An 11,372-nucleotide genomic window follows, 5' to 3' on the forward strand; every position below is an offset into this window, starting at 1 on the left:
AAAATCATCTTATGAAACTGAAAATTTATTTAGAACTAATTAAAGTTGAAATAGTCTTTTCGCATTAGCTGTAGTGTGCTCAGCTAGCTCATCATAGCTAATTTCTTTTAGAAGTGCGATTTGTTCTGCAATATACTTAACATAAGATGGCTCATTTCTTTTTCCTCGATACGGATGAGGACTTAAATAAGGACAATCTGTCTCTATTAATATTTTTTCTAACGGAATTTTCTTCGCTACTTCTTTTGGTTGTTTCGCATTTTTAAATGTTACCGGTCCTCCAAAAGAAATATAGAAGTTCATTTTCATACATTGTTCGGCAGTTTCTAAACTCCCGCTATAACAATGCATAATCCCACCAACTTCGGCAGCATTTTCTTCTTCTAAAATGGTAACAACATCATTTGTAGCATCGCGATTATGAATAATAATCGGTAAATTTACCTTTTTAGCAAGCTGAATTTGCTTTCTAAATACTTCTTTCTGAACTTCCTTCGGAGACTTGTCCCAATGATAGTCAAGTCCCATCTCTCCAATTGCTACTACTTTTGGATGCGCTGCTAATAATTCTATCCGTTTTAAATCTTCTTCAGTCATATCAATAGCATCAACTGGATGCCAACCAACTGCAGCATATATAAAAGGGTACTTTTCTGCAAGTTCCATAGCTCCATCAATTGTTTCATTATCAAAACCAACAACTACTATATTTTCTACACCTTCATCTAATGCTCGCTGTATGACTTGTTCGCGATCTTCTTCAAATTGCAAAGCATTAATGTGTGCATGTGTATCAAATAACATCTTATCTCCTCTTTCTGATGCAAAATTATTGTACCACGAATTTGACTCTTTTTACGTTTCATTTATATTACAATATGTTACAAAAAAACTGAAATTTCTATTATTAATTTTAAATTTAATATTTTTTTCAGTATAAGAAAGAGGCCATTCAAACAATTGTTTGCTGACCTCTTACTTCTATTATTTAACTAAGGAACCATTAGGAAGATCTTCTGCAATTGTTGCTACAGATAATACATCTCCTTCAGATCCAGCTAACACCATTCCTTCTGAAAGTTCACCACGGAGTTTAACAGGCTTTAAATTCGTAACACAGATCACTTTCTTTCCAACTAAGTCTTCAGGCGCATAGTGTTTAGCAATTCCCGAAACAACTTGACGCTTTTCAAAACCTAAATCTAGTTGAAGTTTTAACAGTTTATCTGCTTTTTTTATCTTTTCCGCTCCAATTACTTCTGCAACTCGCATTTCAATCTTCATAAAGTCATCAAAAGAAATTTCATCTTTTAATGTAACTTCTTTTTGCTCTTGTTTAGGCTCTTCTTTCGGTAAACTTGAAGTCATGTCACTTTTAATGTTTTCGATTTCCACTTCTGCTTCTAAACGAGGGAAAATTGGTTCACCTTTTTTCACGACTTCTTTTCCACCAGCTAAGCCTAATGTTTTCATGCTATCCCACGATGTTTCTTTGGCTTCATTTACTCCTAATTGTTCTCTCATCTTTTTAGGTGCCGATGTCATAAATGGCTCAATTAAAATTGAAATGATTCTTAATGTTTCTGCTAAATGAGTCATGACAGCCGCTAGTTTTTCACGTTCATTTTCATCTTTTGCCAATACCCAAGGAGTCGTCTCATCGATATATTTATTTGATCGACTTACAAGCTTCCAAATCTCTGTTAAAGCAACTGAAAACTCTAGACTTTCCATTGCTTGTTCAACATTAGTGATTGTATCGTTTGTAAAGGTAACTAGTTCCGTATCGAAATCAGTTTTGGCACCATTGTATTCAGGTACTTCGCCCTCAAAGTACTTATTAACCATGGCAATTGTTCGATTTAATAAGTTTCCTAAGTCATTTGCTAAATCATAATTTAGTCGTTCAATAAATCCTTCCGGTGTAAATACTCCGTCAGATCCAAATGGTACTTCACGTAACAAGTAATAACGAAGTGCGTCTAACCCGTAGCGATCCATTAATGAAACTGGATCAATTACATTACCTTTTGATTTAGACATTTTACCATCTTTCATTAAGAACCAGCCGTGAGCAAATACTTGCTTTGGGAGAGGTAAATCAAGTGCCATTAACATAATTGGCCAATATATCGTGTGGAAACGAGCAATATCTTTCCCAACTAAATGAACATTTGCAGGCCAAAACTTGTTATATTTTTCTTCGTTAACTGAACCATAACCTAGTGCTGTAATATAATTTGAAAGTGCATCAATCCAAACATAAATAACATGTTTTGGATCCTTTGTCACTTTAACTCCCCAGTCAAATGTTGTTCTTGAAACGGCTAAGTCTTCTAATCCAGGTTTAATGAAATTGTTTATCATTTCATTCTTCACAGAAACTGGCTTAATAAAATTAGGGTTTTCTTCATAATAAGCTAATAATCGATCAGCATATTTACTCATCTTAAAGAAATATGATTGTTCTTTAACCTTCTCTACTTCTCGGTTACAATCTGGGCAATTTCCATTCTCTAATTGGCGATCTGTAAAGAAAGATTCGCACGGTGTACAGTACCATCCTTCATATTCCCCTAAGTAAATGTCTCCCTGTTCTAGAAGTCGATCAAAAAGCTTTTCTACTACTTTTTTATGACGATCTTCCGTAGTTCGAATAAAATCATCATAAGAAATATCAAGTTTCTCCCATAAATCTTTAATACCTGCTACAATTTCATCTACATAAGCAATCGGAGTAATACCTTTTTCTTCAGCTTTACGTTGAATTTTTTGCCCGTGCTCATCCGTTCCTGTTAAATACATTACATCAAAACCACGTAAACGTTTATATCTTGCCATTGCATCTCCAGCAACTGTAGTGTAAGCATGACCAATATGTAAGTTCCCGCTTGGATAATAAATTGGTGTTGTTATATAGAATGCGTTTTCTTGTGCCATTGTACTTCCTCCTATTCGACCTTAACTCTTTCAACAAAATATACCTAATAATCCAAACTTATGTCAAGAAATGGCTAGTTTTAAAACGTGTTTCAATAGATGGATCAATGGGTAAACACTATATATCTATTAAAAAGAAAAGGAGTTTCAATATAATGGGTAATTAGTAGTTTTCTTATTTAAAATTATTGACGGGTTTGGGAATGAATGGTATTATAAGTTTATGAAATTTGTCGAATAATGACGTATTTTGAGAGATAAAGAAAAATAACATAGAATTATGTAAAATTAGGGGGAAAATTAGTATGAAATCTACAGGTATCGTACGTAAAGTTGATGAATTAGGGAGAGTAGTAATTCCAATTGAATTACGCCGTACGTTAGGAATTGCTGAAAAAGATGCATTAGAAATCTACGTTGATAACGATCGCATCATCTTAAAAAAGTACAAGCCTAGCATGACTTGTCAAATTACTGGTGAAGTATCAGATACAAACTTAACAATTGGTAATGGTAAAATTGTTTTAAGTCGTGAAGGTGCAGAACTAGTATTAAAAGAATTACAAGACGGTTTACAAGTAGCTAAATAATATGTACGTTCAACTCTACTCTCGCTGAGTAGAGTTTTTTTGTTTACTCTTATAAATAATATTGAAATGGAAAAGATAAAATTACGACCTTTCATGAAAGGAGTTATTATATGATGAGTAATGATAATGAGAGTTACATTCCCCTTACTTCCGCTGAAATGAGCAGTATCCACAAGCAATTGATCACGAAGATATTATTGAGAAGCAAAAATAAAAAAGGAACTGCCAGAAGAACAAGTAACTTCTGACGTTCCTATTTTATTGATGATATTCTTGGTATATCTCACGCTTTTGTACATTACGGTCAAGAGATACTTGCTTAATCGATTCTTTACTTGAAAACTGTTTGTTGTCTATATAGTAATTAACATGTTCAACAACAGATAGATTTTGCCACCAGTTCTCTACCAAAGAAGATTCTGGTTCATCTTCACTTGATCCTTCTACAATAAGACAATATTCTCCGCGTGCATCTACTTCTTCTGCATAAGAAACAAATTCACTTATTGTTCCACGAACGAATTCCTCAAACTTTTTTGTCAACTCTCTAGTTACTGAAATTCTACGATTCCCGAAGATGTCATTCATCAATTTAACCGTTTCTTTTAAACGGTGTGGAGATTCGTAAAAGATGATTGTATCTTTTCTATATTTTAGTTGTTCGAGCTCTTTTTTCTTTTCCTTTTTACCTCGTGATAAGAAACCATAAAAGTAAAAATGATCTGTAGGGAGGCCAGAAGCTACTAACGACGTTAAAGCAGCATTAGCACCAGGTAGTGGAACTACCCCTATCTCTTTATCAATACAAAGTCTAACTAACTCTTCACCTGGGTCGGATATACAAGGCATTCCTGCATCGCTTACTAATGCAACAACCTTTCCTTCTTCCATTTGCATAATTAGCTTTTGACCACTCTCTAATTTATTATGCTCATGGTAACTTACTAATTTTGTTTCAATTTCAAAGTAATTACATAGTTTTTTTGTTTGTCTCGTATCTTCAGCAGCGATAACATCTGCATTTTTTAGCTCATTAATTGCTCGAAATGTCATATCTTCAAGGTTTCCAATTGGAGTTGGAACTAGTATTAATCTTCCTTTATTGCTTTCTTTATGAAAGCTTTTCTGAATCCACAACTTTTGCATCCCTCGTTTTCACTAACTTCAACTTTTGTTGTTTTGTCAGCTTTTTTATTTTGTATTCCTCTTTTAATGCTTCACTTTTATTAGTAAATTGCTTTTCATAAATAAGCGTAACAGGAAGTCGCCCCCTTGTATACTTAGCTCCTTTGCCAGAAGAATGTACTTGCAGTCGCTTTTGTACATTATTTGTATATCCTGTATAAAGCGTACCATCTCGGCACTCTAAGATATAAACATAATGATTATTCTCCATATAGCATACCTTTCATTTCTTCGGTATATTCTCCGTTAGCTTGATAGACAAGTAGTGGCGGTAAAATTTTCAAATCTGATTTTCCGTTTTTAATTCCTTCAACGAGAATCGTGTTAGCTTCTTTTCCTTCTCTCGGATGAACGAATCTAATTCTTTTTGGTTCAATGTTGTATTTCTTCATTAGCCCTATAATATCTAATAATCGATTAGGACGATGTACAAAAGCTACTTTTCCGCTATTTTTTACTAATTTGCTACTCGCACTAATAGTGTCTTCAAGAGTGCACAATAATTCATGCCTTGCGATAGCTAAATGCTCATTTTCTTTTTGGATATGACTATCCTTCATAGTAAAATATGGTGGATTACAAGTAACAACTTCAAATTTTCCTTGTCCAAGTTTTGCCGGCATATCTTTTAAATCACCATGAATAAGATTAATTTGCTCCTGGAGCTCATTATAAATAACACTTCGCTTTGCCATATCATAAATTCTCTCTTGTATCTCTACTCCAAAAAGTTTTCCTTTTGTACGCTTGCTAAGCATTAGTGGGATAACTCCATTACCAGTGCATAGATCAATCATGTTTCCTTTTTGAATAGGAACATATACGAAATTTGCAAGAAGAACCGCATCTAATGAAAATGTTGATATTGAGCTACTTTGAATAATTTTTAAACCTTCAGCTAATAAATCATCAAAACGTTCAGTTTCTAATAGCTTTACCATGTTATAGTTCCTTCCAATACATTAGTTTATCTCCACAGGAAAAGGCCTCCCATCGTGTTGGAAGACCTTTTATTCGTCGACTTTGTTTAATAACGCTAAGCAAAATAAACAATCGCCTTCAGTTCTAGGTTTTCCGTAATGTAAGTTACAAATATGAAACCCTTCCTGATATAAGCGTGCTAAATTATCGTAACCTTCTCCAATTTCTACTTTTCTCTTTTCAGTCTCGGTGCTTTTCGTAGATGTTACATCAGACGCTTTATCGTTTTCTCCAGGATAAAGACGTTCTCGTAAGTGGTGATTTTCCATTTTCAAATGTTGGTTTTCCTCTAATACACCTTCAAGTTGGTTTTTTAGTTGCCCTAATTGTCGGTATAAATCACCTATGACCTCTTCAATATTTGTTACTTTGTCGAAGATTTCCTTCTTCTCCACACTTCCCCACCTCATTCTGTGGCTCTTGCACCAACTGCTCCTTCAGCTAACAATTCATCAAGTGTAAATTCTACGGTTTGTTCTTGATTTTGTAGGTTTACTTGAATGATTCGCTCTAGCATGTTTAATCCTACGACTGTACCAGGACCATAGCTAGTTTTTATTCTTTTACCTACATCAGGTAATTCTCTTTTTGCTGCTTCATATTCATCATTCTCATATTTTAAACAACACATTAAACGTCCACAGAGACCAGAGATCTTTGCTGGATTTAATGATAAGTTTTGATCTTTTGCCATTTTAATTGATACCGGTTCAAAATCACCTAAAAACGTTGAACAGCACAACATCCGCCCACAAGGGCCAATACCACCTAGCATTTTCGCCTCATCACGTACTCCAATTTGTCGTAATTCAATTCGTGTACGGAAAACTGCGGCTAAGTCTTTTACTAACTCACGAAAGTCTACTCTTCCATCAGCTGTAAAGTAGAAAATAATTTTATTTCTATCAAAAGTATATTCTACATCAACAAGCTTCATATCTAAACTATGCTCATCAATCTTTTTTACGCATAAATGGTACGCTTCTTCCGCTTCGCGATTATTTTCCTCAACAGTTAATTTGTCTTTATCATCAGCAAGTCTAATTACTCTTTTCAAAGGTAAAACTACATCATTTTCTTCTACCTTCTTAACATTAGTAACTACTTTGCCAAACTCGACTCCTCTAACAGTTTCAACAATAACATAATCACCTTTATCTATAGTTAACCCACTTGGGTCGAAATAATATATTTTACCCGCTTTTTTAAAACGGACACCTATCACATTGTAATACAAATTTATCCCTCCTGCATTTTCAGCACAACTTGCTCCATCAGCAACTGCGGATTCATATTGGAATGCAATTTCCTTTGCCCTTCTAAAATCACATTTATTCGATTAACAATCCGCCGTTGGGACATTTGCATTGTAAGTTGTTTCATTTTTTCAATTTGATCAATAAAAACAACCTTTTCTTCCTGCCCTAATTGAAGATATAACAAATCCTTGAACCAAAGCAATAGTAAACTTAATCCTTTTTCTAGTTGTTCCTTTTCTGAAAAGTGGCTTAAGAATCTTTCTTGTAAAAAGATAAAAGCTTGTTCTGGTTTTTGAAAAAGGTCTTCAGTCAATTTTAGCACTTTATTTCTTCCTTCTGCAAACCATTCATCTGAACTTATATCTTTTGCTTCTTGAAAATCGCTAGTTAATGATGCTGCTAACTTTGCAATATTTTCAGGAATACCTTCATTCTTTAGCTTTTCAAGTAACTCATTCACATTTAACGGTGCAAAAGAAATGACTTGGCATCTTGAAATAATTGTATTTAACATTCGATGAAGGTTCGAAGTTATTAGTATAGCTACCGTCTCTTCTCGAGGTTCTTCAATAAACTTAAGTAAACTATTAGCTGCTTGTGGTGTCATTTTTTCAGCATCTTCGATAATATAAACTTTTTTCTTTGATTCAACACCTGCATAACCAAACTCTTTTACTAATTGTTCAATTTGTTCTTTTTTTATAGAAAGACCCGAAGGAGCAATTATATGTGCATCAGGGTGATTCCCTGAGTTAATTCGTTTACAATCCGTGCACTTGTTACATGGCTCTTCTGCATTTTTATCTCTACAAAAGAAACTTTTCGTCAGTTGAAGCGAAATCTCCTTTTTCCCTGTTCCAACACTGCCTTCAAATAAGTAAGCATGAGATAAACGGTTGTTTTTCATACTATTCGTTAATAGTTTTACTACTTTATGTTGTTTTTTCTCTAGTTCATGCCAACTTGACAAAAAAATCACCACTTATGCTTTATTTAAAATTGTAAAAATTGTTCCACAGGAACAACAAATACTGTTGCCCCACCTACTTCAACTTCAACTGGGTACGGAACATAGGAGTCTGCGTTTCCACCCATTGGTGATACAGGTGCAACTAGTTGTTCTCGATGTTGACAGTTATCCTTAATAATTTCTAGCACTTCATCTACCTTTTCATCCTCTGTGCCGATTATGAATGTCGTATTACCCGCTTTTAAAAAGCCTCCTGTACTTGCAAGCTTAGTCGCCCTGAAGTTGTTTTCAACGAGTGCAGATGATAGACGCTGACTATCTTTATCTTGTACAACAGCAAGAACTAATTTCATTGCTACTCCCCCTATTTTACTTTATACAATATTTTCTTTACCAATTAGCTCATTAAAATCACGCTTTATGTCAGAGAAGATTTCCTCAACTGAACGGTTTGCATGAACTAATAGCATTCTATCTTTATTTTCTTTATATAATGTGTGAAAACCTTCTCTTACTGTTTCATGGTAACTACTTTCTTTTAATTCAATACGATCTAAACTTGTATCTCCTTGCCTTTGTAAACGTTCTAGCATTCTTTCTTTCCCCTCTTCAGGTGAAATGTCTAGCAAGTACGTTCGGTCAGGTTTTAAGTTGCCTGTGGCAAACAAATTTACTTCCTTCACTTTCTCAATAGGAACTCCTAGTCCATATCCTTGATATGCAATCGAAGCATCAACAAAACGATCACAAAGGACTATCTTACCTTCCTTTAATGCAGGGATTATCTTTTCTCTTACATGTTGTGCTCTAGACGCAGCATATAGAAGAACTTCTGTTTCATTTTTCATCTCTTTATTGTTAGGATCTAAAATTACTTTTCTAATTTGATCACTAATACCTGTGCCACCAGGTTCTCTTGTTAATAGAAAAGGAATATTTTTTTCCTCTAAATACTTAGCTAACAATTTTATTTGTGTTGACTTCCCTGAACCATCCGGCCCTTCAAATGTAATAAATAAACTCAATTCTAACCCCTACCCTTTTGTTTAATCTTCGAAGACTTTTATATTATTAAATTCACTTTTACCTTGAATACGAACGCCTGAATCTTTCCAGTTGTTGATTTCATTGAGCATTTCACTTGTGATTACTTCACCTGGCATAATTACTGGAATGCCAGGTGGGTATGGAATTATTGCTTCTGCAGCAATTTTTCCTTTTGACTCCACAATTGATACCGTTTTTACTTTTCTATTTTCCATTTCTTTATATGAAATTGCGAGACTGGAAATTCGCTTAAAATTTGAATTTAGAATATTCTCCTCTGAACTTACTTCTCTATCCGGTGCCTTTACTCCTTTTAATGCATGACTAATTCTTAAAAATACTTCTTCCGAATTTTTCATTTCTGCTAATGGCAAGATTAGTAATACATTTTTAGTATCTGCTAACTCCGTATATATACCTTGACCCTCCAACTGTTTTTGCAAACTAACACCTGTAGCTTTATTAGACGCTTGAATGACTAATTTTAATGGGTCTATCGTATAGTTTCCTTCTTCACAATTATCAATTACTATTAATTCATCTAACCTTTTTAGCTTTTTCTTAAATGAATGATGAGAGGATACTATCGAATCAATCTTACTTCCAGTAAGCGATTGTAAATAGAGCCTAGCTAAATCAAGTGAAGCCATTATTGGGTACGAAGGACTACTAGACTGAAATATCTTCAAGTAATTTTCTACTTTATCTACATCGATATTACTATTTTTATTAATATGAAGATATGATCCCATCGTCATTGCTGGTAACGTCTTATGTGCAGATTGAACAACAATATCTGCGTTACATTGTAATGCACTTTTAGGAAATGGTTTATTTAAAGAAAAATGCGCGCCATGCGCCTCATCTACTAAGACCGGAACCTGATTAGCGTGTGCACTATCGATTATTGCCGTTAAATCTTGCGAGAAACCATAATAACTAGGGTTAGTTAATATTAATGCCTTAGCTTCTTTATACGTATTTAATGCTGTAATGACATCATCATGGCGAAGACCTGTTGGCGTCATTGTTTTACTATCAATTTGTGGTGTTATAAAAATAGGAGTAGCTCCAATTAGTTTCAATCCATTAATAATAGATTTATGACAATTGCGCTGTACTAATACTAATTCACCTGGTTTTATAGTTGCATATATCATTGCAATGTTTCCAACAGTAGTCCCATTTATTAAGAAATAACTCTTTTTAGTATGGTAGTGTTCTGAAAGAAGCGTTTGGGCTTCTTTTATTACTTCTTGTGGGTCGTGTAAGTCATCGAGACCCTTTAGTTCTGTGACATCTATTGCTAATAAATCATTAAATAATGTCTTTGCAGAGTTTAAAAAGACATTTCCATTTTTATGCCCTGGTACATGAAAAGATATCGGATTACTCTCTTTATGATTGACTAAAGCTTGAAATAAAGGAGCATTTATTTTTTCAATCATTATTAATTTCCCTTTATTGTTATTTACTTTTATTATAACAGACGACATTGAATGATAATATTTTTTTCGAGACACAGCTTATTAGACAGTTATAATTAACTTTAAGAAAATAAAAAGCTGAGACCTTTTGGGGTTCAGCTTTCAAACAGTTGCTTATATATTACATCTTTGCTTTGACATTTTTTGTTGGCAAAGATATGCTTTTTAGCTTCTCTAAATAGTATTGATACTGCTCATCTTCTGGATCTGTGTTAATAATTTCTCTTTCACACTCTGTACATAAGAACTGATTCCACAGATGAATCCCATTTTCTTTATTCATTTCACAAACCAAACATTTTTCCCCTATTTTATGAATTGCAGCTGTTTCCATCTATCTCCACCTCCATCATCCATTATCTACGGGAATCATATTATCTATACATATTTTTAAAAATTTTCTAATTTTTATATTCACTTATATCCATTCTAAGATGAAAGTGTTTGTCAGTATTCTTATATAATACAAAAAAAGTAAGATTGGATATCCAATCTTACTTTTCCTTATTGCCTGGCAACGTCCTACTCTCACAGGGGGACAGCCCCCAACTACCATCGGCGCTGAAGAGCTTAACTTCCGTGTTCGGTATGGGAACGGGTGTGGCCTCTTCGCCATCATTACCAGACAAGTTATTAAATTAAAGGAACATCGTTCCTTCAAAACTAGATAACGACAATCACATACATTTAATAGTCCAGCTGCGGCTCCTAGTTTCTCGAGGTCGCTTCACTCCATCAGTCGAAGTCTTTTGGACTTCTCATTCATGAGTTCCAGCGCTTGTCGAAACTATACAGTCGCCTCGCTTTTTATATTTTGGTTAAGTCCTCGATCGATTAGTATCTGTCAGCTTCACGTGTTACCACGCTTCCACACCAGACCTATCAACCTCATCATCTCTAAGGGATCTTACTT

The 11,372-nt window shown here is 34.2% G+C and carries 13 protein-coding genes and 2 rRNA genes; 1 reads left to right on the forward strand and 14 read right to left on the reverse strand.

Annotation, left to right across the window (positions count from 1 at the left end):
* Positions 1–39: 39 nt before the first annotated feature.
* Both CIB95_RS15175 and metG read right to left on the reverse strand, forming a co-directional pair.
* Positions 40–804, reverse strand: a complete 765-nt coding sequence (locus CIB95_RS15175) for a TatD family hydrolase (RefSeq protein ID WP_094926559.1) — start codon at positions 802–804, stop codon at positions 40–42.
* Positions 805–984: 180 nt separating this feature from the next.
* Positions 985–2,940: a methionine--tRNA ligase gene (gene metG, locus CIB95_RS15180; protein WP_094926561.1), complete on the reverse strand. Its 1,956-nt coding sequence runs from the start codon at positions 2,938–2,940 to the stop codon at positions 985–987.
* A 305-nt stretch (positions 2,941–3,245) separates the two neighbouring features.
* On the opposite strand from metG, the gene CIB95_RS15185 reads away from it, so the two are divergent.
* Positions 3,246–3,530 carry an AbrB/MazE/SpoVT family DNA-binding domain-containing protein gene (locus tag CIB95_RS15185; protein ID WP_094926563.1) on the forward strand — a complete coding sequence of 95 codons (285 nt, stop codon included), beginning with the start codon at positions 3,246–3,248 and terminating at the stop codon, positions 3,528–3,530.
* Between the two features lie 258 nt (positions 3,531–3,788).
* Here the strand turns inward: CIB95_RS15185 and rsmI are convergent, their stop codons facing one another.
* The 12 genes from rsmI to CIB95_RS15245 form a co-directional block, all read right to left on the reverse strand.
* A complete protein-coding gene (gene rsmI / locus CIB95_RS15190; protein WP_094926565.1) occupies positions 3,789–4,676 on the reverse strand; it encodes a 16S rRNA (cytidine(1402)-2'-O)-methyltransferase in 888 nt (295 codons plus the stop codon).
* Complete coding sequence (locus CIB95_RS15195) at positions 4,642–4,926, reverse strand: GIY-YIG nuclease family protein (RefSeq protein WP_094926567.1); 285 nt, start codon at positions 4,924–4,926, stop codon at positions 4,642–4,644. The genes rsmI and CIB95_RS15195 overlap by 35 nt, the downstream gene beginning before the upstream one ends.
* Positions 4,916–5,656, reverse strand: coding sequence for a tRNA1(Val) (adenine(37)-N6)-methyltransferase (locus CIB95_RS15200; protein WP_094926569.1), 741 nt, complete (start codon positions 5,654–5,656; stop codon positions 4,916–4,918). Before CIB95_RS15200 ends, CIB95_RS15195 begins: the two co-directional genes overlap by 11 nt.
* A gap of 69 nt (positions 5,657–5,725) precedes the next feature.
* Positions 5,726–6,106: a DNA replication initiation control protein YabA gene (gene yabA, locus CIB95_RS15205; protein ID WP_094926571.1), complete on the reverse strand. Its 381-nt coding sequence runs from the start codon at positions 6,104–6,106 to the stop codon at positions 5,726–5,728.
* Positions 6,103–6,933 carry a PSP1 domain-containing protein gene (locus tag CIB95_RS15210; RefSeq protein WP_094926573.1) on the reverse strand — a complete coding sequence of 277 codons (831 nt, stop codon included), beginning with the start codon at positions 6,931–6,933 and terminating at the stop codon, positions 6,103–6,105. Before CIB95_RS15210 ends, yabA begins: the two co-directional genes overlap by 4 nt.
* 2 nt (positions 6,934–6,935) lie before the next feature.
* The gene (holB, locus tag CIB95_RS15215; RefSeq protein ID WP_332893450.1) at positions 6,936–7,934 is read right to left on the reverse strand and encodes a DNA polymerase III subunit delta'; all 999 of its coding nucleotides are present in this window, start codon (positions 7,932–7,934) and stop codon (positions 6,936–6,938) included.
* A 14-nt stretch (positions 7,935–7,948) separates the two neighbouring features.
* Positions 7,949–8,278, reverse strand: coding sequence for a cyclic-di-AMP receptor (locus CIB95_RS15220; RefSeq protein WP_094926576.1), 330 nt, complete (start codon positions 8,276–8,278; stop codon positions 7,949–7,951).
* Positions 8,279–8,299: 21 nt separating this feature from the next.
* Positions 8,300–8,950 (reverse strand): dTMP kinase, encoded by a 651-nt coding sequence (gene tmk, locus CIB95_RS15225; RefSeq protein WP_094926578.1) that lies wholly within the window; start codon positions 8,948–8,950, stop codon positions 8,300–8,302.
* Positions 8,951–8,971: 21 nt separating this feature from the next.
* A complete protein-coding gene (locus CIB95_RS15230; RefSeq protein WP_094926580.1) occupies positions 8,972–10,420 on the reverse strand; it encodes an aminotransferase class I/II-fold pyridoxal phosphate-dependent enzyme in 1,449 nt (482 codons plus the stop codon).
* 160 nt (positions 10,421–10,580) lie between these two features.
* Positions 10,581–10,793: a sigma factor G inhibitor Gin gene (locus CIB95_RS15235; protein ID WP_094926582.1), complete on the reverse strand. Its 213-nt coding sequence runs from the start codon at positions 10,791–10,793 to the stop codon at positions 10,581–10,583.
* 175 nt (positions 10,794–10,968) lie between these two features.
* Positions 10,969–11,085: ribosomal RNA gene (gene rrf, locus CIB95_RS15240) — 5S ribosomal RNA — on the reverse strand.
* A 188-nt stretch (positions 11,086–11,273) separates the two neighbouring features.
* Positions 11,274–11,372: ribosomal RNA gene (locus CIB95_RS15245) — 23S ribosomal RNA — on the reverse strand; the annotation flags it as partial.

The organism is Lottiidibacillus patelloidae (assembly GCF_002262935.1).
GTDB lineage: Bacteria > Bacillota > Bacilli > Bacillales > SA5d-4 > Lottiidibacillus > Lottiidibacillus patelloidae.

Coding starts and splice junctions, on each gene's coding strand:
- CIB95_RS15195 (WP_094926567.1), bottom strand. CDS start 4,926: ATGGAGAATAATCATTATGTTTATATCTTAGAGTGCCGAGATGGTACG.
- CIB95_RS15185 (WP_094926563.1), top strand. CDS start 3,246: ATGAAATCTACAGGTATCGTACGTAAAGTTGATGAATTAGGGAGAGTA.
- CIB95_RS15235 (WP_094926582.1), bottom strand. CDS start 10,793: ATGGAAACAGCTGCAATTCATAAAATAGGGGAAAAATGTTTGGTTTGT.
- CIB95_RS15200 (WP_094926569.1), bottom strand. CDS start 5,656: ATGGTAAAGCTATTAGAAACTGAACGTTTTGATGATTTATTAGCTGAA.
- rsmI (WP_094926565.1), bottom strand. CDS start 4,676: ATGCAAAAGTTGTGGATTCAGAAAAGCTTTCATAAAGAAAGCAATAAA.
- CIB95_RS15230 (WP_094926580.1), bottom strand. CDS start 10,420: ATGATTGAAAAAATAAATGCTCCTTTATTTCAAGCTTTAGTCAATCAT.
- CIB95_RS15175 (WP_094926559.1), bottom strand. CDS start 804: ATGTTATTTGATACACATGCACACATTAATGCTTTGCAATTTGAAGAA.
- yabA (WP_094926571.1), bottom strand. CDS start 6,106: ATGAGGTGGGGAAGTGTGGAGAAGAAGGAAATCTTCGACAAAGTAACA.
- CIB95_RS15220 (WP_094926576.1), bottom strand. CDS start 8,278: ATGAAATTAGTTCTTGCTGTTGTACAAGATAAAGATAGTCAGCGTCTA.
- metG (WP_094926561.1), bottom strand. CDS start 2,940: ATGGCACAAGAAAACGCATTCTATATAACAACACCAATTTATTATCCA.